We start from the raw sequence: 22,270 nt of genomic DNA on the forward strand, positions 1-22,270 counted from the left end.
GGGACCCAACTATCAGCTGGTGCGGGCTGTGAAATGGATCCCTGCTTTCGCAGGGATGACAGCCGGTGGGTGGGCTGGGGATGAGCCCACTACAGGCAGTTGCAGTCCAACCAACGACCTTCGGAGCCGGCTACCCGGCTCCGTCTTCCCAGGCCTTCGGACATTCCATGACCCAGATCCACCAGTCATCGAGCAGCGGCCTGACGCGGGCGAAAAAACGGCGGATGCGGCCGGAGCTGATCCTCGGCATCGCGCTGGTGGTGCCGGGCATTGCGCTGGCGGTGGTCTTCAAGCTGGTGCCGCTGGTCCGGGCGTTCATCCTCAGCCTCTACCATACGCGCGGCTTCGAGGAGCCGAAGTTTGCCTTCCTCGCCAACTACGCCTCGATGTTCAAAGACCCGGTGTTCGTCACCTCGTTCAAGAACGCGGCCTTGGTGTTCGTGACGCTGCCGGTATGGATCTTCCTGCCGCTGGTGCTGGCGCTGTTAATCTTCCAGCGCTCGCCCGGCTGGAAGCTGTTTCGGGCGGTGTATTTCCTGCCTTACATGATCGCGCCGATCGTCGTCGGCATCATGTTCCGGCAGATCCTCGCGCCCGATGGGCCGCTCAATGCCTTCCTGATTTTCATCGGCCTCGCGCCTCTCGCCATCGAGTGGCTCAATGGGGCGACGAGCGCGCTGTTCTCGCTGACCGCGGTGGCGCTGTGGAGCTTTTTCGGGCTCGGCGTCCTCACCTATCTCTCGGGCCTTTCGACCGTTCCGGACGAGGTGATCGAGGCGGCGCGGCTCGATGGCGCCGGGTTCTGGCGGCTGCTGATCGAGATCGTCACGCCGCTGCTTAAGCCGGTGATCGGCTACTGGACGGTGCTCTGCACCTCATCGATGCTGATCTGGATGTTCCCGCTGATCTATGCGCTGACGCGCGGCGGGCCGGGCAGCGCCACCATGCTGCCCGAATACCTGGTGTTCACCACCACCTTCGAGTTCCTCAATCGCGGCAAGGGCGCGGCGATCGGCATGGCGCTGTTCGTGTTCGCCGCCATCGTCTCGGCTTTCGTGGTCCGGCGCATGTATGCCGAAGGAAAGGCCAGCAAATGAGCCTGGTTTCCGACGCCGCCACCGATGAAGTCGCGCCGGGCAGCAACCCGTTGGTTCGCAGCATCGTCAAGTGGCTGGTGACCTTCATCCTCGTGGTGGTGGCGGTGGTGGCGCTTTACCCGCTGGTGTTCACCGTCCTCAACTCGCTGAAAACCCGCATCGGCTATGCGCAGAACCCGCTCGGGCTGCCGCTCGACATCAGCTTCGAGAACTATGCCGAGACGTTCGTGCGCATGGATGTGCCGCGGCTGTTGTTCAACAGCATCATCACCACCGGCGGCGGGTTGCTGCTCTCCACCGTGGCGGCCTTGTTCATCGCCTATGCGGTGACCAAGCTCCGCATCAAAGGCGGCAACCTGATCTTCCTGTTCATCATCGCCATGCTGGTGATCCCCAGCCAGGTGGTAATCTATCCGCTCTACGAGACCATCCTCGATCTGGGGCTGGGCGGTACCTACCAGGGGCTGATCTTTTCCTATGCGGCGTTCGGGCTGCCGATCAGCACCTACATGCTGGCGGCGTTCTTCCGCGCCATTCCCGATGAGTTGATCGAGGCTGCCCGCATCGACGGGGCAGGGGAGTTGCGCATCCTGTTCCAGATGATGTTGCCGATCTCGACCCCGGCAATCGCCGCGCTCTCGATCCTCAACTTCGTCTGGATGTGGAACGACCTGCTGCTGCCGCTGGTGATCATGGGCGGCTCGGACAAGACCACGCTGATGGTCGGGGTGGCACTGCTCTCGGGCCAGTATGACGTGTCGATTCCGTTGATCAGCGCCGGTTTGATCGTTGCGCTGCTGCCGGTGATGATCGTCTACTTGCTGTTCCAGCGGCAGATCCTGTCGGGCGCGCTGGCGGGGGCGGTGAAATGACGGCTCGCGATACGGCGCCGGGTGAGGCGTTCCTCTACATCTACCGGCTGAAGCCCGGCATGGGCCCGGCCTATGACGAAAAGCACCGCGCGGTGTGGCCGGAGATCCTGGAGCTGATCGATGCGGCCGGGATCTATGACTACCAGATCTGGCGGCACGCGGAGATCGTTGTCTGCCGCATGCGGGCACGCGACGGATTTCGTGCTGCGTCGGCGGCGACTGCTGTGTCGGACGTGCAGCGGGCCTGGACGGCTTCGATGGCGGAGATATTCCTCGAGATCGGCGATACCGCGGGCGAGCCGCTGTGGCTCGACGAGGTGTTCGCGCATCGGGTCGGGGAGACGACGCGATGAGTTGTGTAATCGCGGCTGATAGGGCGGTGCGGGAAACGTACCCCCACCCCTGTCCCCTCCCCGCAAGGGGGAGGGAGACCAAAACACTGGCGCCGGTGGGGGCGTCCCCTCCCCCCTTGCGGGGGAGGGACAGGGTGGGGGGCACTCTGTGCGAACAGAACTATCCCCACGCCATCATCGATAGCCTCTCAAGTCGGCCGCGCCGGCGGCCGTTTTTCGCGGATCGGAGCCAATGGAAAGTTCGGCTCGATCAGCGTGCCGTCGAACAGCTGGGTGATGGCCTTGGCGGCCGCGAACTGGGCGCGGCTGGCCGTTTCCAGCGACACCCGCTCCTTGCTCGAGGGCAGATACGGCATGGTCAGCACGGCGAGCGCATGGCCGTTGGCGTCGAGGATCGGGAAGCTCACATCGGTGATGCCCTGCAGGCCTTCGCCGGCGATGATTTCGTAGCCGGTGCGGTGCAGCGTTTCGACCCGGCGCTTCAGCGCCACCATGTCGGTTTCGGGGGCGGTGCGCTCGATCTCGGCCATCACCCAATCGCGGATTGCCGGCGGCTGGAAGGCCAGCAGCAGGCGGCCCGAAGCGGTCGACGCGGCCGGGTTCTGGGTGCCGACGCGCAGGCGGAAGCCGAGAGGGGCGGGGCTATCGACCTGCGCCACGACGCGGATGGCCAGCCGATCGAGAATGGCAATATGCAGCGCCTGATAGGCGGCGATCGAGGTCGAGTACATGATCGGCAGCGCCGCATCGAGCAGCCGGCGCATCGGCGGATACTGGTTGGCCAGCACATGCAGGTGGTTGGAGAGGAAGAACCCATCCTCGCCCGGCCGCCGCTGGATGTAGCCGCGCCGCTCGAGCGCCATCACCACGCGGTAGACTTCCTGCAGCGAGCGGCCGAGCAGCTGCGCGATCTCGCTCTGGGTGATGCCCTTCGACTGCGTCGCGAGGAGCTCGATCACGTCGAGCCCCTTTTCCAGCGCCGGCACGCCATAGGCGAGCTTGTCGCCGGCGTCGGCGGTCTTGTCGGCGGCTTTGGTCGCCGGCTTCGCGCGCGCTGCCTTCACGGGCTTTTCGGGCGTCGTCGCTGCCGCGGCAGGGCGTCCGGTTCTGGCCATTCAATTGGTCTCCCTCGGCATTCTGGTGGCAGAGCCGATGCTGCAGCGCAAGAGCCGGGACGGCACGGCGCACGGCGCATCGACTATCACAAGAGAACGTAGACTATCACCTGTAAAATTTGTCCAGGCTTTAGGGGCCGTGGGCAACCCCGACATCACGACCAAGAGCAGAACATGGACCGCAACATTTCACAGAAGCTGGCCACCGCGACGGTGGACTTCGACAAGCCGGGCAAGCAGGTCGGGTTTTTCCACATCCCGCTGTCGGTGCATGACGATGCCTGGGGCGTGGTGCCGGTGCCGGTGGCGGTGATCAAGAACGGGGTGGGCCCGACAGTGATCCTCGAAGGCGGCAACCATGGCGACGAATATGAGGGCCCGATCACGCTGGGCGAACTGATCCGCGAGCTCGACCCGGCCGATGTCCAGGGCCGGCTGATCTTCATTCCGGCGATCAACCTGCCGGCCGTGAACGCGGCGCGGCGCACTTCGCCGATCGACGAAATCAACATGAACCGTACCTTCCCGGGCGACCCGCTCGGCACCACGACGCGGCAGATCGCGGCCTATGTGAACGACGTGATCTTCCCGATGGGCGATGCGTTCATCGACCTCCATTCGGGCGGCTCTTCGCTCGATATCATCCCGAGCTCGGTGATCGAGCCGGGCGCGACGCCCGAGCAGCATGCGGCCAACGTCGCGGCGGCCAAGGCGTTCGGCACCGAAATCGCTGTGGTGATCGACAATCGTGGCGACCCGCGCACTGCCACCGCTTCGGCGGCGCTGCAGGGGATGACGGTGATCGGCACCGAGATGGCCGGCGGCGGCACGGTGTCGGTCGATGCCCTGGCGCTCTGCCGGCGCGGCGTGCGCAACGTCTTGGCGCATCTGGGCGTACTGCCGGCGAGGATGGCGAGCCCGGTGGCGGCCGAGCCGAAACTCTATGATCTCGGCCCCAGGGCGCATGTGATCGCCGAGGATGACGGGGTGTATGAGCCGCTGCATAAGCTCGGCACCGCGGTGGAGGCGGGGCAGTTGGCCGGCCGCATCCATTTCCTCGCCAATCCGGGGCGCACGCCGGTTGAACTGCACTACCGGGCCAGCGGCATCCTTTATGGCCGCCGCCAGCCGGGCCGGGTGCGGCCGGGCAATTGCTGCTTCGTCGTTGCTTCCCCGTACACGGCGCCAGCAGCATGATCACGCTCGCCGATATCAACGCCGCTGCCACCCGCATCGCGCCGCATGTGCGGCGCACCCCGACCATCGAGGTGCGGGCTTTGTCCGCGCCGCTCACGCCGGCAAAGCTGTCGCTGAAGCTTGAGAACCTGCAGGCCACCGGCTCGTTCAAGGCGCGCGGCGCCACCAACAAGCTGTTGTCGCTGCCGCCGGAAGCCTTAGCGCGTGGCATCGTCACCGCCTCGGGCGGCAACCACGGGCTGGCCGTAGCCCGGGCGGCGAAGCTGGCCGGGGTGACGGCGACGATTTATGTGCCCGAGAACATCACGGCGGCGAAGGTCGAAAAGCTGAAGCGCTGGGGTGCGACGGTCGAGATCACGGGCGCGGTGTGGAACGAGACCAACCTCCACGCGCTCGCCTTCGCCGAAACCCATGGCGCGGCGTATTTCCACCCCTTCGCCGATGCGGCGGTGATGGCCGGGCAGGGGACGGCGGCGCTGGAACTGCTCGCCGATGTGCCCGATCTCGACGTGGTGCTGGTCGCCATCGGCGGCGGCGGGCTGGTCTCGGGCATGGGTGTCGCGATCAGGGCGCTGAAGCCATCAGTGAAAATCATCGGCATCGAGCCCACGGGTTCGCCGACGCTCAAGGCCTCGCTCGATGCGGGGCACGTGGTGCGGCTCAAGGAAGTAACGAGCCGCATCGCCACGATGAGCTGCGCCGAAACTGACCCCGCGGTGTTCGACGTGGTGCGGTCAGTGGTCGATGACGTGGTGCTGCTCAGCGACGAAGACATGCTGGAAGCCAGCCGCTGGCTGTGGTTCGAACTTGGCATTGCCGCGGATCTGAGCGGGGCAGCGGCAGTGGCGGCGCTGATGACCGGACGGGTGGCGTATGGGGCCGGGACGTCGGTGGGGGCGCTGGTGTGCGGGGCTGGGCCGGAGGGGATTGCTTAGCGGCTCGTCGCTGCTGCCGCTGGTGGCTGTGGACCCCCACCCCTGTCCCCTCCCCGCAAGGGGGAGGGAGACCCTCACACCGGCATATCAGTCTGCGTCTCCCTCCCCCTTGCGGGGAGGGATCAAGGGTGGGGGGCAGCCCGCACCGGCGGAAGTGTTGGGCTTATGTCGCGACCCCGATACACGCGAAATACGGCACCAGCGCCGTCTGCACCTCTGCGTAGATCAGCGCCCTGGCCCAATCGGGCGGCCGGCTTTCCAGCCGCTCGGCTCGCGCGATCACCTCCGGCGCGAAGTACTGCTCGAGCACCGGAGCTGGTGGCTTGTCTCCACCCAGTGCCGCCAGCAACTGCCCGACTGCTGCCGTCGCCTGTGGCTGGGCCCAGTAATAGCGGATGCGGTCGGCGTAGCTGAAATGGCGGAGCAGCTTCAGCGTCGCGGCGTCGCCGGCATAGTGCTTGGCCCAGTTCCTGGGGTTGTCCAGCATCAGTGCTTCCATCACCGGGGCGATCGGTTGGCGCGTGGCATCGGGGGCCAGCCAGCCTGCGATGCCATCCAGCGCGTAAACGGCCTGGCGGTAGGCGAAGGTGAGGGCGGGGCCGACCTTCAGCACGGCGAAGTGGCGCTGCGCCAAAGCCGGGAAGACGTCCGGATACTGGTAGTCGGTGGAGTGCGCCTCAAAGCTCAGCCCGTCATGGCCCTCGAGCACCGGCGACAGCAGGTCGGGCGACGTGGTGTCGAAGCGGTGGATGTGGTCGGGGGCGAACTCTAAGCCCGGCTGCACCACGAGGCCGACGGCGCGCTGCCAGGCACTGTGCTCGAGCCCGAGCGCGGCGAAGGCGTCGCGATGCGCTGCGATGGTGGCGCGGGCATTAGCCGGCTCGGTGGGGGCGATACCGATGGGGCCCTCTTCGGCGCGGGCGCCGCCGGGGGGCGGCACTTCGGTGCCGAACATGTAGCTCAGCGACGAGGGGGCGGTGGTCGCGGCTTCGCAGACCGCGGCGAGGTCGGCGGCGCGTGCCGCGCTCAGCGCATCGCCGACCGCGGCGGGCTCGCCGGCGCAGCCCTCGGAGCAATCGAGATGGATCTTTGTGAAGCCGGCTTTCACATAGGCGGCGACGAGATCGCGGGCATTGGCCATGGCGATGTCGGCGGGCTGGTCGCGCCAGGCCTGCGGGCCCAGGTGATCGCCGCCGAACAGCACGCGGCTGGCGTCGACGCCGCTGCGCGCGGCGATCCCGCGGACGAAGCTGATGAAGTCCGGCGGCGTCATGCCGGTATAGCCGCCGAACTGGTTCACCTGGTTGCTGGTGGCTTCGATCAGCAGCGGCACGTCCCATTCATCGGCCAGCAGCAGCGAGGCGGCGAGCACATCCGGATGGGCGGAGCAGACCGAGGGCAAGGCCTCGCCCGAGCCCCTGCGGTTGCGGGCGATGAGATCGCGGAGTTCCCTCATTTGCGAGCTCCCGCCACCAGCATGGCGGCGCCGCGGACGCCACTGGCATCGCCGAAGCGGGCCGTGGCGAAGGCCGGCTGGCGTACCCCTGGCAGCATTTTGGGCGCGAAGACCCGCGACAGTTCGATGACGAGGCCATCGATATTGGAGAGGCCGCCGCCGATCACCACGCAATCGGCGTCGATGGTGAGCTGGATGGTGTGGATCAGTTCGCCGAGGATATCGAACCAGATGTCGAGCACTTGGCGCATCGCTGCGTCGCCGGCGGCAGCGCGGGCGACGATGGCGGCGGAGTCGACCGTCTCGCCGGTGAGGTGTTTGGCGATGCGGCCCATGCCGGGGCCGGAGAGCAGCGTCTCGTAGCAGCCGGTGCGGCCACAACCGCAGGCGACGATCGGCAGGTTGTGCCGCTGCACCAGTTCGGCGGGGAGGCCGAAATGGCCGACCTCACCGGGCAGGCCATTGTGGCCGACGACGAGCTTGCCATCGACCGTGACGCCACCGCCGACGCCGGTGCCGAGGATCAGGCCGAACACCGTGCGATAACCCGCCCCGGCGCCGCCATTGGCTTCGGAGAGGGCAAAGCACTTGCAGTCGTTTTCGACTGGAATGGCGCGGCCGATGCGGGCCGAGAGGTCGGCGCTGAGGGTGTGGCCTGTGGCCGGGACGTTCGAAGTCATCGAGATGCCGGTGGCCGGATCGATCAACCCGGGAAGGCCGACGCCGAGCTGCACCTTGGTGCCGGCAGTCTGGTCGAGCCAGCCGACCGCGCCTTCAAGCGCCTGCAGCAGTTCGTCATAACTGCCCTTGGCGGTGGGGAAGCGCTGGCGCTCGATGACGTCCAGTTTGTTATCGAACAGCCGCGCCTCGATCTTGGTGCCGCCGACATCGAGGGCGCCGAACAGCTGCGGGCCAGTCGCGGGCAGCAGGTAAAGCTTTACTCCGGCGACGACCCGGGTGAGGTTGCCCGAGGCGAAGGGGTTGTCGACGGTCAGCCCGAGCTTGTGCGACCAGATCACCGACAAGAGCTGCGCCACCATGACGTAGAGCACCGACGACCAGGCATCGTTGCCGACCGACGGCACCGGAATGTCGGCTCCATCAGCGGGGTCGCCGAGCCGCAGCACCACATCGGCGCCGAACTGCGCCGCGACCTCGGTGGCGAGGTCGGTGTCGTAGCGGCGGGTGTGCGGGTCGGAGGAGAGCAGCACGAAGACCCGCGTCCGGCCATTGGTGATGGCCTTGGGGCCATGGCGGAAGCCGAGGGTCGAATCCCATGAAGTGGGGATCTGGCCGGCCGCCAGTTCCAGTACCTTCAGCGCACTCTCGCGCGACGAGCCGGTGAGCGGGCCCGAGCCGAGGAACACGGCACGTTCCGGCATGGGCAATGCGATCAGCCGCTCCAGCTGTCCTGATAGCAGCGCCTCGGCGCCGTCGGCCAGCCGGGCCATGAGCTCGGCAACCGGTGCCGGCGGGGCGGGGTCGAATACGGCGAGCGCCGTCAGCAGCATGGTGGTGTAGCTCGACGTCATGGCGAAGCCGCTGTCGTCGGTTTCGGGCGGGAGCACGATGTTGCGCAGCTCTCCCGGCCCGGCATTGTCGGTGCGGGCCAGCGCGCTATTGGCGTTGCAGGTAATGTGCAGGCGATCGGCTTCCGGCGCGTGCGCAGCGAGCAGGTCGAGCGTGCCGATGGTCTCGGAACTGTTGCCGCTGCGGCCGAACGACACCACGAGGAGCTTTATGCCGGGCCTGAGGTAGTTGCGTGGTGCGGCAATCAGGTCGGTCGAGGGGATGGCGCGGAAGCGGATCGGGCCGGGCGCGGTGTTGAGGTAGCTCGCCAGCGTCTCGCCGACAAAGGCCGAGGTACCGGCGCCGCAGAACCACACCTCATCCGGCCGGCGCTCGGCGATCCAGGCCGTTACCTCCGCGGCGATGGTCGCGAGACGCGGGCCGAAGCTGCGCCAGATCGCCGGCTGGCGCTTGATCTCCCGGGTGGTGGCCCAACGGTCGAGGTCGGTGGCGGGAAATGCGGCGTTGGTCATCAGGTGCTTCCTTCCGGCTCGACCCGGTGAACGGCGACGCCATGCTGCTCGAGCAGGGCGGCGGTGTCATCGGCAAGGCCAGTGTCAGTGATCACGGCGTGGATACGGTCGGGTTCGCAGATCCGGTGCAGGGCCGGAGCGCGGAATTTGGTGGAATCGGCAAGGACGATCACCCGCTGGCTTACCGCCACCATGGCGGCGTTCTGGTGCGCTTCGGCCTCGTTGAAGGTCGAAAGCCCCAGTACCGGGTCGATGGCGTCGGCGCCCAGATAGATGGTGTCGAAGCGCATGCCGCCGAGTGTGCTCTCGACCATGCGGCCGGACAGCGAGTTGGATTCGAAGCGCACCGTCCCACCCGGCAGCATGACGGTATGCTGGCTGGCGCCGCGGAACGCCTCGGCGATGTTGAGGCCGGTGGTCATGATCACCAGCGGGTTGGCGGCCCTGAGGTTCTCGGCAAAGAGCTGGGTGGTCGAGCCGGAATCGATGATGATCGAGCGGTCGTCGCCGACCAGCGACAGGGCGAAGCGGGCAATGGCGCGCTTGGCGGCAAGGTTCACCACGGCCTTGTCACTGACGCCGGGGTCGATGAACGCCCCTTGCGCTTCGCGGGCCAGCGACATGGCCAGCGCGATGCGGAAATCCGGCAGACCCTTGAAGCCGAACTGGCGGCAGAAGCGCAGCACGGTGGGCTCGCTCACGGCGGCGGCGCGAGCGATCTCCTGCAGCGGCTCGCGGATGAAGGCCTCGGGCGACGCGAGCAGGTACCCGCCCACCAGCTGGAACGCCTTGTTGTAGCCGCCGAGCCCCAGCGAGATCGACTGGATCAACGTCGGGGCCGTGGGCTCCAGTGCCGCCATTACTTCACCTCGTCGACGGCCCGCATGCGGAAGTTGAGATGCGCCGGCACCGGATGCTGCTGCAGCCGTTCGGCCAGCTCGGCCGGAGAGGGCGCGCGCTTCAGCGCGTGCTGCAGGCGGCCGCGCTGCAGGGCAACCCAGAGCTCGTCGAGCAGGTTCTCGCCTTCGCGCACCGTGGCGAAGTGGCGGTCGAGCAGCCGTTCGAGCAGGTCGAGATCGCCCTCCGACGCCGCCACCATGGCGCGGCCCAGATGCACGCGCTCGTCGGTGAGCGCCGAGGCCGGCAGGCCCGAAGCAAAGGCGCGGAGCCGCTCCAGCCGGCCGTGCTTGACCAGGAGGCTGACGATCTCGGCGGCCAATGCTGGCGGCGCGTCGCCACTGGCCCATGCAGCGAGATAATCGCGGTCGGCGGCATCGGGATCGCTGGTGACCAGGGCGCGCTGGCGGCGGCCGAGCCAGGTGGGTTTAAGCGCAATGGAGCGCTCGAACAGGGCGCGCGCCGCATCACGATCGCCATTGTCGAGCGTCGCGATGCCGAGCAGCAGGGCGTGGAGCCAGGTCTCGCCCTGCTTGTCGCGGCTCTTTTCGAGCGCCGCCACCCAGAGGGGCGAGACGGCGAAATCGGCCGGCACGCGCTTGAGGCTTGCCTCGGAGAAGCGGCCGCTGGTCGCGAGTTCGTCCCAGCAATCGGTCGGGTGAGGCACGGTGAAATCGAGGCCCTGGGCGAGCGGCCTGCCGGTGAGCTTTTCCTGGCGCGCGCCCCAGGGCGAACCGTCGCTCAGGCGCCGGGTCAGCGGCTGGCGCGACACTGCCGTGAGGAAGGCGTCGACATCGGCGAGCTCGGTCGCGGGAAAGCGGGTGTCGATCGCCCTGGCCGCAGCGCCGACGGCGCGCTGGTAATCGGCGGCATGCACGTCGGTGGGGTCGACGCTCAGCGCGCCATAGACCTCGGTCCAGTGCACTTCGCTGTTGGGCTGCAATTCGAAGCGCTGGTTCTGCGTCGGGGCGATGCCGCTCTGGATTTCGATATAATCGCCCTCACCGGGCTTGGCCAGGTAGTCCATCCATTGCTGGCCACCGGCGCCGGTGCCGAAATAGAAGAATTTTCTGCCCTGCAGCGCCGAGGTGGCGGTCTGGGCGAGGCCGACGCCATCGGCATCGAGCCCGGCAATGAACAGCCGCTCCGCATCGGGCTTGCGGAAGAATACCGAGGTCGAGTCGCGCCATTTGTCCGGATAGGAGCCGTCGAAACGATCGGGATCGGGGAAAGGGAAACGGGCCAGCTCGTTATTGGGCAGCACGTGCTCGATCGAGTAATCGGCGGGAGCGAGGACGCGCATCCCCTTCGACATCGGCGCCGCGACATTGGTCCACCAATAGGCGAGCTTGGTCGCATCGGTATTGTTGACGATGCGGCCATGCACATAGAGCCGGTCGTCGTCATCGGGCAGGAACAGGTCGATCTGCCAGGTGGCTTCGACGATGCGGTCGAACTCGTAGATGCGCAGCACCGGGCCGCGGTCGGTTTCGATGCTGCCGGCAAAGACCTGGGCGGTGGTGAAGGGGGTGTGGCCGGGGATCAGGCCGTTCCACTCGATGCCGCCCGAGAACCAGGCGTTGAGTGCGGCGAGGTTGGCCGGCTGGAACACCGGATTGGTGAACACCAGGTCGCGGCCGAGCTTCAGGTCGTGCAGCTCCATCAGGCGGCCGCCATATTGCGGCGCCACCGAAACGCGCAGTCGCCCGTTCTCCAGCGTCACCAGCGGCATCTCGCCCGGCTCCTGCGAGCGATCGTAATCGTCGTAGACCCGGTAGGGCAGGATCGAATCCTTGCCCCAGTTGAAGCCGTGGGCGTTTTCCTCGTCGGTGAGGCCGCGATTGGGCGGGGTATTCTTGTCGAGGGTGGGCTGCTGCCAGCGGAAACGGGGCAGGGTGCTCGGCCCGCCCAGGTTCGACATCGGTAATGCGTGCGACGTTCTGGTGATCTTGGTCTTGGTCATTGGCGCCTCCCGGTCGTGCAAGCGCGGCGAAAGTATACGGTGTTTGTAGTTTTGCAACATCGATGTTTGTGAAACTACATCCGCCTGTGCCTGCGGCCCCACCCCCTCCCGGCCTCCCCCATCAAGGGGGAGGTGTGGGGCCGGTGAGTTGGGCTGGATCGTGCCATACACGCAGAGCGGCACCTCCCCCCTTGTGGGGGAGGTTGGGAGGGGGGAGGCCGCAAACACCGTCCTCGCAATTCCTCCACGAGCACTGGCTTTTTCCCAAAACCGCTCTAGGCTCACCGGTGCTTTTCTTGAGGGGGGAATCCATGACTGCCACGCCCCGGCTGCCGGTGACGCTGAGCGTCAACGGCGAAACCCGCACGCTCACGCTCGATCCACGGGTGACGCTGCTCGACGCGCTGCGCGAGCATTTGTTGCTCACCGGCACCAAAAAGGGCTGCGACCAGGGGCAGTGCGGCGCCTGCACGGTGCTGGTGAACGGGCGGCGGATCAACAGCTGCCTCAGCCTCGCAGTGATGCATGAAGGCGACGAGATCTCGACCATCGAAGGGCTGGGGACGCCCGAGGCGCTGCACCCGATGCAGGCGGCGTTTATCGAGCATGACGGCTTCCAGTGCGGCTATTGCACGCCGGGGCAGATCCTCTCGTCGCTCTCCGTGATCGAAGAGATCCGGGCGGGGGTGCCGAGCCATGTCACCGGCGATCTCGAAGCGCCGATCCCGTTGAGCGACGCAGAAATCCGCGAGCGGATGAGCGGCAATCTCTGCCGCTGCGCCGCCTATCCCAACATCATGGCGGCGATCCGCGATTATCTGGGAGAAGGCGCATGAAGCCGTTCAGCTATGAGCGGGTGGCGAGCCCGGGCGAGGCGGTGGAGGCCGCGGCGGCGCGGCCGGGGGCGCGGTTCATCGCCGGTGGCACGAACCTGCTCGACCTGATGAAGCTCGGGATCGAAGCGCCACAGCACCTGATCGACGTCAACCGGCTGGGGCTCGATACCATCGAGCCGACGGCGGAGGGCGGCTTGCGCATCGGGGCGCTGGTGCGCAACGCCGACCTTGCGGCGGACCGGCGGGTGCGGCGCGATTATGCGGTGCTGGCGCGGGCGCTGGTGTCGGGCGCCTCGGGGCAGTTGCGCAACAAGGCGACGACGGCGGGCAACCTGATGCAGCGCACAAGGTGCCCGTATTTCTACAATACCGATATGCCCTGCAATAAGCGGCGCCCCGGCTCGGGCTGCGCTGCCATTGGTGGCCTGACTCACAACCTCGCGGTGCTCGGGGTGAGCGATGCCTGTATCGCCACCCACCCCTCGGACATGTGCGTGGCGCTTCGGGCGCTCGATGCGACGGTCGAGACGGTGGGAGCGGGCGGGCGGGCGCGGTCGATCCCGATCGCCGCGTTCCACCGGCTGCCGGGCGACCGGCCCGATATCGAGACGGCGCTCGAGCCGGGCGAGCTGATCACCGCGGTGACGCTGCCAGCGCCGCTTGGCGGGGTGCAGCTTTACCGCAAGGTGCGGGAACGGGCCTCCTATGCCTTCGCCAACCTCACGGTGGCGCTGGTGGCTGAGGAGGGGCAGATCGTGCGGCTGGCCTTTGGTGGGCTGGCGGCAAAACCCTGGCGGGTCGAGGTGGCGGAGGGCGGAGACGACGCGGATCTCGCGGCGGACCTGGCGCTGGCAGGGGCGACGCCCACCGAAGACAACGCCTACAAGCTGCCACTGGCGCGACGGACCCTGAAGGCGACGCTGGCGCAGGCGACGGAGGTCCGGTCATGATCGGGCAGGGGATCAGCCGCACCGATGGGCCGATCAAGGTCACCGGTCGGGCCGCCTATTCGGCCGAGCGGCAGGATGCCGGACCGACGCTCCATGGCTACATCCTCGGCGCCGGCATCGGCCGGGGTCGGGTGGCGCGGATCGACATCGCGGCGGCCGAGGCGGCACCGGGCGTGCGGCTGGTCTGGACGCATGAGAATGCGCCCGAGCAGGGGCCGGCTGAGGGCATCGAAGGCGACATGATGGACCGGACGCGGCCCGAGCTCGCCAGCGACCGGATCAACTACTACGGCATGCCGATCGCTTTCGTGGTGGCCGAGAGCTTTGAGGAGGCGCGGGCGGCGGCCGGGCTGATCGCGGTGGAATACGAGCTCGAACCCGGAGCATTTACGCTCAGCGGGTTCGGGCCGGACCTCAACTGGCGGCGGCCGTCGCAGGCGGGCGATATCGACCAGGCGATGCGCGAGGGGCCGGTGACCCTCGAGGAGACCTACAGCACGCCTTACCACTTCTCGCAGCCGATGGAGCTCCACGCGTGTATCGCCGACTGGCGCGACGGGCACCTCCATCTCTATCTCACCGCCCAGATGGTGAACCAGCTGACCACCGGGCTCGGCAAGACCTTGCGCCTCGACCCCGGCGCCATCAGCATCGACAGCGCTTATGTCGGCGGCGGTTTCGGCTCGAAGATCGTGCTGCATTGCGAGGCGGTGCTGGCCTCGCTCGCGACGATGGCCCTGGGCCAGCCGGTCAAGCTGATGCTGACCCGGCGGCAAATCTTTACGCTGGTCGGGCACCGGCCGGCCTCGATCAGCCGGGTGCGGCTCGCGGCGACACCCGATGGGCGGCTGACCGCGCTCGGCCATGATGCACTGATCCAGGTGCGCACTGACGACGCCTGGGACGAAGGCGTCTCATCGGTGGGCAAAGCCCTCTATGCCTCGCCCAACCGGCTCACCCGGCAGGCGCACCAGGCCCTCGATGTGCAGCCGGGCGAGCCGGTGCGCGGCCCCGGCGAGCTGCCGGGGCTGATGGTGCTGGAATCGGCGATGGACGAACTGGCCGAAAAGCTCGGCATGGATCCGATCGAGCTGCGGCTCAGGAACGACACCCAGATCGACCCCGACAAGCGGCTGCCGCTGAGCGGGCGGCGGCTGGCCGATTGCCTCCGCGAAGGGGCCGAGCAGTTCGGCTGGCGCGACCGGCCGACCCGCCCGGCGAGCCGCCGCGATGGGCGCTGGCTGGTCGGTTACGGCGTCGCCTCGTCGATGCGCGGGCACTACCAGACGTCAGCCGAGGTGCTGGTGCGGATCGAGCCGGACGGTTTTGTGATCGTCCGCTCCGACATGACCGATATCGGCACCGGCACCTACACCATCGTGGCGCAGGTGGTGGCGGAGGCGCTGGGCGTGCCGATGTCGCAGATCAAGGTGGAGCTGGCGCACACCAAGCACCCCAAGGGCAATGGCGCCGGCGGCTCGTGGGGTGCAGCCAACACCACGGTCGCCGCCGACCGGGCCGCCGCCGAGCTGCGAGCGCGGATCGCAGTGGTGGCGGGGACTGGCTACAACGACATCTTTGCGGAGGTGCGCCGGCATTTCCCCGACGGCATCGAAGAGATCGGCAAGACGCTCGATAACAAGGACGACCCGAACTACCGCACCCACGCGCAATATACCTATGGCGCGTCCTTCGCCGAGGTCGGGGTCGATATCGACACCGGCGAAGTGCGGCTGAGGCGGATGCTCGGAGTGTTTGCGGCCGGCCGCATCCTCAACGCCAAGACGGCGCGCTCGCAGCTGATCGGCGGCATGATCTGGGGGGTAAGCGCCGCCCTGCAGGAAGCCGGAGTGCTCGACCCGCGCCACGGCCACTGGGTCAACGGCGATTTCGCCGAGTACCTGATCCCGACCCATGCCGATATCCCCGCGATCGACGCCATCATGCTCGAGGATTTCGACGACAAGGCCAACCACCTGGGGGTGAAAGGGATCGGCGAACTGGGGGCCGGCGGGACAGGGGGGTCGGTGGCCAACGCGGTGTACAACGCCACGGGCGTGCGGGTGCGGGATTTTCCGATCACGCTGGCGAAGCTGTTGCCGGGGTTGCCCTGACGGTGCAGGCGCCATGAGGGGGCGGCGCGCTTGGCGCCCCTCACCCCGCGGTGAGGCCTTCGGCCTCCCCGCCGCCCTCTCCCCAGAGGGGCGAGGGGGCGTTGGGGCACTGCCGGTGCAAAGTGCGTCCCCTCGCCCCTCTGGGGAGAGGGTTAGGGTGAGGGGCGCCAAGCACACCAGTGCTTCACGTCGGATCGAAATCTCCGGGTACATCGAAGTCGCGGGCGAGGCCTGGAGGTGCGACCACCAGGCCGGCGTTGGCCAGCAAATGCCTGGCGCCATGGTCGCCTGACAGCGCGACCAGATCGAGGAACAGCCGGCGCGGAAACAGCACGGGTGGGCCGCGTGAGCCATCGAAGCTTGTCGCCACCACATCAGTATCGCCAGCAGCCAGCAGCCTGCCGAGGTGCTCCGCGCTGACATGGGGCATATCGGCGAGGCAGACCAGCAGTGCCTCGGCGCCGAGCTCGAGCGCGCGTTGGGCGCCGAGCGCCAGCGACGACCCCATGCCCTGCGACGGGTCGGGGTTCTCGACCAGCTCGAAGCTGCGGTCCTCGAACAGCTGCCGCCGTGCCGACGGCTCGGGTGGGACGATGGCGATGCGCCAGCTGAGGGGCATTCCCACCAGCGTATCGGCGATGTGGGCGGCCAGCGGCTTGCCGGCATAGGGATGGAGCAGCTTGTCGCCACCGAAGCGGGTCGAGAGGCCGGCCGCGAGGACGACCGCGGCGATGGGCTCAGGCACGGTCAAGCTGGGCGCGAGTGGCTGAGATCTGGGCCAGCACCGAGAGCGCCAGCATGCCGGGGTCGCGAGCCCGGTCGATCAGCCCGATCGGGCCGTGGATGCGGTCGATGGCGGCGGGCGAGAGGCCCATGGCGGCAAGCCGGGCACGGCGCAGGCCGTGGGTTTTGACGCTGCCCAGCGCCCCGACATAAAAGCCATCGGCTACGGCGGCGCGGGCGAGGATGGCGTTTTCCCATTCGTGCTCGTGGAACAGCAGCACCGTCGCCGTCCAGGGGTCGATCGGCAGCTCGAAGGCTTGCGCCGGGGTGGTGAGGATTTCGATCGGCACATTGAGCGCGGCGAGGGCGTGGGCCGAGCTTTCGTCCGGGGTGGCGAGCCGCAGGTCGAACTCGGCGGCAGCGCTGACGCGGGCCATCACCTCGAACTCGGGGCCACGGCCGACCAGCAGCAGCCTGGTGCGCGGCTGGTAGCAGCGGATGAATACCCCGTCGCGCCAACCGGTAGGGGCCGGGCTGTCGGTAATCGTGGCGGCCGAATGCGCGGGATCGAAGGCGATGGCGAAGGCCTCGCGTCGCTCGAAGCGGGCGATGGCTTCGGCGAGCAACGCGGCCTGCGGTTGCGCGTGCAGCATCAGGTCGACGCCGCCGCCACAGGGAAAGCGGATATCGATGAAGCGCGACCCGCGGCCGAAGCGGAAGGTCTGATCCTCGCCCGCTGCGATCAGCGCCGCGAACTCGGCGGCGATGGCGGGCTCGACGCAGCCACCCGAGACATGGCCGAGGTGCCGACCATCGGCCAGCACCGCCATATGGGTGCCGAGCGCCTTGGGGGCGCCGCCATCGATGGCCGAAAGCGTGACGAGGGCGCCGGGAATGCCGAGCGCCCCGGCGCGCGCCAGGAACACGAACGGCGCGAGTTCGCGATCCATCCCCGCAAAGGCTGCCGGCGCGAGATCGTCCTCGCCATGCTCGGCCCTGGCCAGCATGCACTCTCCTCCAAAGGCGTTTCGAGGGGAGATTAGGCCGAGATCGTCTCGCGGACCAGCGCTCGGCGCAGCAGTTCTGCGGCGGCCTCGCCATTGCCGGCAGTGAGCAGGGGGGCGAGGCGGGCGAGGGCTGCGAGGTCGATCGTCGTGACGAGGCGATCGAGGAAGGCAGCATCGTCGGTCAACAGGCTGCCGACGCAGGCGGCGGTAAACGAGGTGAGGAAGCGGTTGCCGCTGGCATTGGCGACTTCGAGCAGCAGCGCGGCAAGCCCGGTGCGCTTGGCCTCCGGCGTGCCGGCGGCGGCGAGGCTGCGCACCACTTCGGCGACCCGGCCGGCATGGCGGCGGCTGGCGGCTTCGGCGGCCACGGCGGGCTGGGTGTTTGCGATCGCCACCCAGAGTTCCTCGCTGACGCGGGCCGAGCCGAGCTTGCGCGACCAGGCGATCACCTCGGGGTTCAGCATGTCCCAGCGGCTGCGCTCGAGCACCAGGGTGCCGCGCTTGCGGCGGGTTTCGACGAGGCCTTTGGAGGCGAGCCCCTTGATCGCTTCGCGGAGCGCCGTGCGGCTGACGCCGAGATCGGCGCTCAGCTGATGCTCATTGGGGAGGATGCTGCCGACGGGGAAGTGGCCCGACGCTATGGCCTGGAAGATCTCGCGCGCCACCAGGCGATTGAGATCGTCAGGCTCATGCTTGACGGTATTCAGCCCGCCGGGCGAGGCGACGGCCGAGTGGCGCAGGGGGATCGGGTCCGGGCGGCGATAGACGGTCACGCGTGCGGTCTTTCCAACAGCATTATGCCGGGTCGGCTCGCCACAGGAAGGCGAATCCACCCGGTTGTCATTCTCATTAGGTAGGATTTATACCTCAGGCTGCGTCGCCAAGGCAATGCCGGTGCGTCGCGACTCGAGGGAACCGCTTCACATGCCTACCATCGTCTGCTTCGGCGACTCCAATACCTGGGGCTGCCCGCCCTTCGCCAATATCGCCCAGACGCCGGACCGGATCGTACCGGCGCGGCGCTGGGCCAATGTGCTGGGGCGCGAACTCGGGCCGGACAGCTGGATCGTCGAGGAGGGGCTCAGCGGCCGCACCACGGTGTTCGACGATCCGATCGAGGGCGTGCACAAGAACGGCTCGCGCACGCTGATCCCGATCCTCGAATCGCATGCGCCGATGGACGTCTTGATCGTCATGCTGGGCACCAACGACTTCAAGGACCAGCTGTCGATCACCGCCTATAACTCGGCGCGCGGCACGCTGACGCTGATCCAGATGATCAAGGGGCACTTCGCCATGGTGGAGCATCCGCCCGAGGTGCTGGTGGTGACGCCGCCTGCCATCACCGAAGATGCCGAGCCGGCGATGTGGGGCGTCGGCCACCAGCGCTGCCGCGACCACGCGCATTATCTCGAGCAGGTGGCGCACCGCACCGGGTGCTTCCATTTCGACGCCAACAAGGTGGTGCGGGCCGGGATCGACGGCATCCACATGGATGAGGCGGCGCACGAAGTGCTCGGCAAAGCCCTGGCGGTGGAGGTGCGCGCCATCCTCTCGATGCGAAACCTGCGTTGAGTGCTTTACATCATACATATTATTTAATAGTCGTGGAGGGGAAGGCGCAGTGAGCGCCTCGCGGCAGGCGCGCGTCGGGAGGATGCGGGCCGTTGCCATTGGGAGGACATAATGAATTTGAGGAAACTGAGCGCGCTGGCGCTCGCCGCCATGGTTGGCGTAGGCTTGGCTGCCGCGACGCCGCTCGCTGCGCAGGCGCAGGAAGACGTGATCATCATGCTGGGCGGGCCGAGCTCGGATCCGTTCTGGGGCGCGGTGCAGCAGGGTTTCGACCAGGCCACCAAGGATTACGGCGTCAAGACGCAGTGGACGGCGCCGGCTGATTTCAACGACATCGTGCCGGTGTATACCAAGATGTTCGAAGCGGCGATCGCCCGGAAGCCGGCCGCTATCGCGGTAGGCAACTTCTTTCCCGAGCCGACCGAGCCCTTGATCAAGCAGGCGGCGGCCGAGGGCATCCCGGTGATCATCATCAACTCGGGCGGGTTCAAGTACCAGGAGCTGGGCGCCATCGGCTTTATCGGTGAAGACAGCTACCAGATGGGCTACCAGGGCGGCAAAGTGGCGGTCGGGAAGGGCGTGAAGAACGGCCTCTGCATCAACCAGATCGCCGCCAACCCGGTGCTGGAGCAGCGCTGCCAGGGCTATATCGATGCTGTCACCGAGGCGGGCGGCAAGGCCAAGATGGTGATCCTCGCGTCGGAGGATATCGGCAACAGCCAGAAGGTGCAGGCCGCGGTCAGCGCCATGCTGATGCAGGACCAGACGATTGACGGCATCGTGACCTTGGGCGTGGCGGTGGGTGTCGATGCGCTGGAATCGGTCAAGCAGGTGCGCGCCACCGGCCGCGCTGTCGACTTGGGCACCATGGACCTCGGCAATGCCGTGCTCGAGGCGGTGGCCGCCGGCGAGATGAGCTTTGCCTCCGACCAGCAGCCGTTCCTGCAGGGCTATTACGGGGTGATGATCCCCTTGATGTACAACAAGTACAAGATGGCCCCCTCGGGCGTGATCAGCGTCGGCCCCTACATGGTGACGCAGGAAAACGCCGCCGCCGTGCTCGAGGTGAACAAGTCCATTCCGGGTTCGCGCGGCGCGAACTGACCGGCAGGGCGGGGCGGGGGAGTTGGACGCAACCCCGCCCTTGGCTCCCCTCCCCCTTGAGGGGAGGGGAGCAGAGCCTCGCCTCATCTCCACGATCCGCGCTAGCCTTCGAACTCCGACGGACCTGATGAAATGACCACTGCCATGGAAACCACCATCGCCGATCCGCCTGCTCCTCCGACCCGTTTCGGGCTCCTGGAGCGCCTGCTCAGGATCGTGTGGATCGGGCCGCTGATCGCGGCTCTAGTGATCTACATCTTCTTCGTCATCGTCGGCGGCGCCTCGGGGTTCTTTTCGATCCCCGGCACCGCCGGCTGGCTCAACACCGCGGCGGAGTTGGGGATCATCGCGCTGCCGGTGGGGCTGTTGATGATCTCGGGCGAGTTCGACCTTTCGACCGGCTCGGTGGTCGGCGCCGCTTCGATCATCGTGGCGCTGGGCACCGGGTTCTATGGGTTGCCGATCGAACTCACCATCGTCATGGCGCTGAGCCTCGGCGTCGGGGTCGGTTGCTTCAACGCGCTGCTGGTCAATGCCACCAAGCTCCCGAGCTTCATCGTGACGCTGGCCTCGAACTTCATCCTCGCCGGTACGGCGCTGGGGCTGAGCCGGCTGATCTCGGGCTCGTCCAACGTCTCGCTGAAAGATGCCGGCTGGGCCGAGGCGGTGCTGGGCTCAAAATGGATGTTCTTCAACGTTTCGGTGCTCTGGTACCTCGTCGCCGCCATCCTCGCCGCCTGGGTGCTGAAGCAGACCCGCTTCGGCAACTGGATCTTTGCCACCGGCGGCAACCCCGATGCGGCACGCCGGGCCGGTGTGCCGGTGGCGCGGGTCAAGCTCATCCTCTTCATCTGGACGGCCGTGTCGGCGGCATTCGTCGGCATCATGTCGGCGGTGATGTACAACCAGGGCAACGCCGCCTCGGGGCAGGGCTATGTGTTCCAGACCGCCATCGCCGCGGTCATCGGCGGGGTGCTGCTGCAGGGCGGCTTCGGCTCGGTGATCGGCATCGTGCTCGGCACCTTCATCTACGGCATCGTCAGCCTCGGGCTGTTCTACACCGGCTGGCCCACCGACTGGCTGGCCACCTTTATCGGCGGGTTGCTGGTCATTGCGGTGCTCACCAACAACCTGATCCGCGAGCTGGCGCTGAACCGGGGAAAGAAGAAACTCTGATGACCGCGCTCATGACGCTCGAAGGCGTCACCCGCACCTTCGGCAACAATATCGCCCTCAACGACGTCAGCCTTGAAGCGCATCCAGGCGAGGTGCATTGCCTGCTCGGCGACAATGGCGCCGGTAAGTCGACGCTGATCAAGATCATGTCGGGGGTGACGCCGCCGACCATCGGGACGCTGACCTTCGACGGCAAGCCGGTGAGCTTCCGCTCGCCACGCGACGCGCAGGCCCATGGCATCGGCACCGTGCACCAGGATGTGGGCTCGATCCCGCTGATCTCGGTGGCGCGCAACTTCTTTCTCGGGAACGAGCCGACCAAGGGTTTTGGGCCGTTCCGGCGGCTCGACCATCAGACGGCGAACCGCATCGCGCTCGAGCAGATTCGGCAGATGGGAATCCGCCGCATCGGTGATGCCGAGCAACTGGTCGGCACCATGTCGGGCGGCGAGCGGCAGGCGCTTGCCATCGCCCGGGCGCTCTACTTCGGGGCGAAGCTCCTGATCCTCGACGAGCCCACGGCGGCCTTGGGGGTGAAGGAAAGCAAGATCGTCATCGACCTGATCAAGCAGGCGCGCGAGCAGGGCATTGCGCTGGTGTTCATCACCCACAATGCGACGCATGCGCTGAGCGTCGGCGACCGCTTCACCGTGCTGATCCAGGGCCGGGTCGCCAGCCAGTTCAGGAGCGGCGAGAAGAGCCGCGAAGAGGTGCTCAACCTGATGGCTGGTGGCGAAGCGTTCGATGCCGTGGGGCATGGGGATTGATGACGACTAGGGCCGAGCGTGGGGCCACCCCCCCCCCAGCGACGCTAGTTCGCTTCGCTCACAAGCTTTGCTGCCCTCCCCACAAGGGGGA

At 67.4% G+C, this 22,270-nt stretch carries 20 protein-coding genes; 12 read left to right on the top strand and 8 right to left on the bottom strand.

Features of this window, described 5'->3' with window-relative positions:
• Positions 1 to 167: 167 nt before the first annotated feature.
• From ASC89_RS27055 to ASC89_RS27065, 3 genes are read left to right on the top strand one after another with little or no spacing between them, the layout of a single operon-like run.
• Positions 168 to 1,097, top strand: coding sequence for a carbohydrate ABC transporter permease (locus tag ASC89_RS27055; RefSeq protein WP_055877041.1), 930 nt, complete (start codon positions 168 to 170; stop codon positions 1,095 to 1,097).
• Positions 1,094 to 1,969, top strand: coding sequence for a carbohydrate ABC transporter permease (locus ASC89_RS27060; RefSeq protein WP_055877045.1), 876 nt, complete (start codon positions 1,094 to 1,096; stop codon positions 1,967 to 1,969). Before ASC89_RS27055 ends, ASC89_RS27060 begins: the two co-directional genes overlap by 4 nt.
• Positions 1,966 to 2,322, top strand: a complete 357-nt coding sequence (locus tag ASC89_RS27065; RefSeq protein ID WP_055877047.1) for an L-rhamnose mutarotase — start codon at positions 1,966 to 1,968, stop codon at positions 2,320 to 2,322. The genes ASC89_RS27060 and ASC89_RS27065 overlap by 4 nt, the downstream gene beginning before the upstream one ends.
• A 188-nt stretch (positions 2,323 to 2,510) precedes the next feature.
• On the opposite strand, the gene ASC89_RS27070 is transcribed toward ASC89_RS27065, so the two are convergent.
• Positions 2,511 to 3,437, bottom strand: coding sequence for an IclR family transcriptional regulator (locus ASC89_RS27070; RefSeq protein WP_056003977.1), 927 nt, complete (start codon positions 3,435 to 3,437; stop codon positions 2,511 to 2,513).
• A 174-nt stretch (positions 3,438 to 3,611) separates the two neighbouring features.
• Between ASC89_RS27070 and ASC89_RS27075 the strand changes: the two genes are divergently transcribed.
• Positions 3,612 to 4,634 (top strand): succinylglutamate desuccinylase/aspartoacylase family protein, encoded by a 1,023-nt coding sequence (locus ASC89_RS27075; RefSeq protein ID WP_056003981.1) that lies wholly within the window; start codon positions 3,612 to 3,614, stop codon positions 4,632 to 4,634.
• Positions 4,631 to 5,569 carry a threonine/serine dehydratase gene (locus tag ASC89_RS27080; protein WP_056003985.1) on the top strand — a complete coding sequence of 313 codons (939 nt, stop codon included), beginning with the start codon at positions 4,631 to 4,633 and terminating at the stop codon, positions 5,567 to 5,569. The genes ASC89_RS27075 and ASC89_RS27080 overlap by 4 nt, the downstream gene beginning before the upstream one ends.
• 163 nt (positions 5,570 to 5,732) lie before the next feature.
• Here ASC89_RS27080 and ASC89_RS27085 read toward each other — a convergent pair whose 3' ends face one another.
• Genes ASC89_RS27085 through ASC89_RS27100 form a run of 4 tightly spaced genes read right to left on the bottom strand, consistent with a single transcriptional unit; the run spans position 5,733 to position 11,927 of the window.
• Entirely contained in the window at positions 5,733 to 7,025 is a 1,293-nt protein-coding gene (locus ASC89_RS27085) for a class II D-tagatose-bisphosphate aldolase non-catalytic subunit (protein WP_056003988.1), read from the bottom strand.
• On the bottom strand, positions 7,022 to 9,067 hold the full coding sequence (locus ASC89_RS28300; protein ID WP_082533640.1) for an ROK family protein: 2,046 nt from the start codon (positions 9,065 to 9,067) through the stop codon (positions 7,022 to 7,024). The genes ASC89_RS27085 and ASC89_RS28300 overlap by 4 nt, the downstream gene beginning before the upstream one ends.
• Positions 9,067 to 9,927 carry a hypothetical protein gene (locus ASC89_RS27095; RefSeq protein ID WP_056003993.1) on the bottom strand — a complete coding sequence of 287 codons (861 nt, stop codon included), beginning with the start codon at positions 9,925 to 9,927 and terminating at the stop codon, positions 9,067 to 9,069. The genes ASC89_RS28300 and ASC89_RS27095 overlap by 1 nt, the downstream gene beginning before the upstream one ends.
• A complete protein-coding gene (locus ASC89_RS27100) occupies positions 9,927 to 11,927 on the bottom strand; it encodes a DUF5107 domain-containing protein (protein WP_056003996.1) in 2,001 nt (666 codons plus the stop codon). Before ASC89_RS27100 ends, ASC89_RS27095 begins: the two co-directional genes overlap by 1 nt.
• 311 nt (positions 11,928 to 12,238) lie before the next feature.
• Here ASC89_RS27100 and ASC89_RS27105 point away from each other — a divergent pair, with 311 nt between their 5' ends.
• From ASC89_RS27105 to ASC89_RS27115, 3 genes are read left to right on the top strand one after another with little or no spacing between them, the layout of a single operon-like run.
• Positions 12,239 to 12,763, top strand: a complete 525-nt coding sequence (locus ASC89_RS27105) for a 2Fe-2S iron-sulfur cluster-binding protein (protein WP_082533643.1) — start codon at positions 12,239 to 12,241, stop codon at positions 12,761 to 12,763.
• Positions 12,760 to 13,713: a xanthine dehydrogenase family protein subunit M gene (locus ASC89_RS27110; RefSeq protein ID WP_056004002.1), complete on the top strand. Its 954-nt coding sequence runs from the start codon at positions 12,760 to 12,762 to the stop codon at positions 13,711 to 13,713. Before ASC89_RS27105 ends, ASC89_RS27110 begins: the two co-directional genes overlap by 4 nt.
• Positions 13,710 to 15,827, top strand: a complete 2,118-nt coding sequence (locus ASC89_RS27115; RefSeq protein ID WP_056004005.1) for a xanthine dehydrogenase family protein molybdopterin-binding subunit — start codon at positions 13,710 to 13,712, stop codon at positions 15,825 to 15,827. Before ASC89_RS27110 ends, ASC89_RS27115 begins: the two co-directional genes overlap by 4 nt.
• A 184-nt stretch (positions 15,828 to 16,011) precedes the next feature.
• On the opposite strand, the gene ASC89_RS27120 is transcribed toward ASC89_RS27115, so the two are convergent.
• Genes ASC89_RS27120 through ASC89_RS27130 form a run of 3 tightly spaced genes read right to left on the bottom strand, consistent with a single transcriptional unit; the run spans position 16,012 to position 18,330 of the window.
• Positions 16,012 to 16,572, bottom strand: a complete 561-nt coding sequence (locus ASC89_RS27120; RefSeq protein WP_162248004.1) for a nucleotidyltransferase family protein — start codon at positions 16,570 to 16,572, stop codon at positions 16,012 to 16,014.
• Positions 16,565 to 17,557: an XdhC family protein gene (locus tag ASC89_RS27125; protein ID WP_056004011.1), complete on the bottom strand. Its 993-nt coding sequence runs from the start codon at positions 17,555 to 17,557 to the stop codon at positions 16,565 to 16,567. Before ASC89_RS27125 ends, ASC89_RS27120 begins: the two co-directional genes overlap by 8 nt.
• A gap of 32 nt (positions 17,558 to 17,589) precedes the next feature.
• Positions 17,590 to 18,330 (bottom strand): FadR/GntR family transcriptional regulator, encoded by a 741-nt coding sequence (locus ASC89_RS27130; RefSeq protein WP_055877593.1) that lies wholly within the window; start codon positions 18,328 to 18,330, stop codon positions 17,590 to 17,592.
• Positions 18,331 to 18,481: 151 nt separating this feature from the next.
• Here ASC89_RS27130 and ASC89_RS27135 point away from each other — a divergent pair, with 151 nt between their 5' ends.
• From ASC89_RS27135 to ASC89_RS27150, 4 genes are all read left to right on the top strand, one after another.
• Entirely contained in the window at positions 18,482 to 19,132 is a 651-nt protein-coding gene (locus ASC89_RS27135) for a GDSL-type esterase/lipase family protein (RefSeq protein WP_055877595.1), read from the top strand.
• Positions 19,133 to 19,243: 111 nt separating this feature from the next.
• Positions 19,244 to 20,236, top strand: coding sequence for a substrate-binding domain-containing protein (locus ASC89_RS27140; protein ID WP_056004014.1), 993 nt, complete (start codon positions 19,244 to 19,246; stop codon positions 20,234 to 20,236).
• A 132-nt stretch (positions 20,237 to 20,368) separates the two neighbouring features.
• Positions 20,369 to 21,412 carry an ABC transporter permease gene (locus ASC89_RS27145; RefSeq protein WP_244488571.1) on the top strand — a complete coding sequence of 348 codons (1,044 nt, stop codon included), beginning with the start codon at positions 20,369 to 20,371 and terminating at the stop codon, positions 21,410 to 21,412.
• A complete protein-coding gene (locus ASC89_RS27150) occupies positions 21,412 to 22,179 on the top strand; it encodes an ATP-binding cassette domain-containing protein (protein ID WP_244488572.1) in 768 nt (255 codons plus the stop codon). Before ASC89_RS27145 ends, ASC89_RS27150 begins: the two co-directional genes overlap by 1 nt.
• The last annotated feature ends 91 nt before the right edge of the window (positions 22,180 to 22,270 follow it).

Source organism: Devosia sp. Root413D1 (assembly GCF_001425235.1).
GTDB lineage: Bacteria > Pseudomonadota > Alphaproteobacteria > Rhizobiales > Devosiaceae > Devosia_A.

Coding starts and splice junctions, on each gene's coding strand:
- ASC89_RS27055 (WP_055877041.1), top strand. CDS start 168: ATGACCCAGATCCACCAGTCATCGAGCAGCGGCCTGACGCGGGCGAAA.
- ASC89_RS27060 (WP_055877045.1), top strand. CDS start 1,094: ATGAGCCTGGTTTCCGACGCCGCCACCGATGAAGTCGCGCCGGGCAGC.
- ASC89_RS27065 (WP_055877047.1), top strand. CDS start 1,966: ATGACGGCTCGCGATACGGCGCCGGGTGAGGCGTTCCTCTACATCTAC.
- ASC89_RS27070 (WP_056003977.1), bottom strand. CDS start 3,437: ATGGCCAGAACCGGACGCCCTGCCGCGGCAGCGACGACGCCCGAAAAG.
- ASC89_RS27075 (WP_056003981.1), top strand. CDS start 3,612: ATGGACCGCAACATTTCACAGAAGCTGGCCACCGCGACGGTGGACTTC.
- ASC89_RS27080 (WP_056003985.1), top strand. CDS start 4,631: ATGATCACGCTCGCCGATATCAACGCCGCTGCCACCCGCATCGCGCCG.
- ASC89_RS27085 (WP_056003988.1), bottom strand. CDS start 7,025: ATGAGGGAACTCCGCGATCTCATCGCCCGCAACCGCAGGGGCTCGGGC.
- ASC89_RS28300 (WP_082533640.1), bottom strand. CDS start 9,067: ATGACCAACGCCGCATTTCCCGCCACCGACCTCGACCGTTGGGCCACC.
- ASC89_RS27095 (WP_056003993.1), bottom strand. CDS start 9,927: ATGGCGGCACTGGAGCCCACGGCCCCGACGTTGATCCAGTCGATCTCG.
- ASC89_RS27100 (WP_056003996.1), bottom strand. CDS start 11,927: ATGACCAAGACCAAGATCACCAGAACGTCGCACGCATTACCGATGTCG.
- ASC89_RS27105 (WP_082533643.1), top strand. CDS start 12,239: ATGACTGCCACGCCCCGGCTGCCGGTGACGCTGAGCGTCAACGGCGAA.
- ASC89_RS27110 (WP_056004002.1), top strand. CDS start 12,760: ATGAAGCCGTTCAGCTATGAGCGGGTGGCGAGCCCGGGCGAGGCGGTG.
- ASC89_RS27115 (WP_056004005.1), top strand. CDS start 13,710: ATGATCGGGCAGGGGATCAGCCGCACCGATGGGCCGATCAAGGTCACC.
- ASC89_RS27125 (WP_056004011.1), bottom strand. CDS start 17,557: ATGCTGGCCAGGGCCGAGCATGGCGAGGACGATCTCGCGCCGGCAGCC.
- ASC89_RS27135 (WP_055877595.1), top strand. CDS start 18,482: ATGCCTACCATCGTCTGCTTCGGCGACTCCAATACCTGGGGCTGCCCG.
- ASC89_RS27140 (WP_056004014.1), top strand. CDS start 19,244: ATGAATTTGAGGAAACTGAGCGCGCTGGCGCTCGCCGCCATGGTTGGC.
- ASC89_RS27145 (WP_244488571.1), top strand. CDS start 20,369: ATGACCACTGCCATGGAAACCACCATCGCCGATCCGCCTGCTCCTCCG.
- ASC89_RS27150 (WP_244488572.1), top strand. CDS start 21,412: ATGACCGCGCTCATGACGCTCGAAGGCGTCACCCGCACCTTCGGCAAC.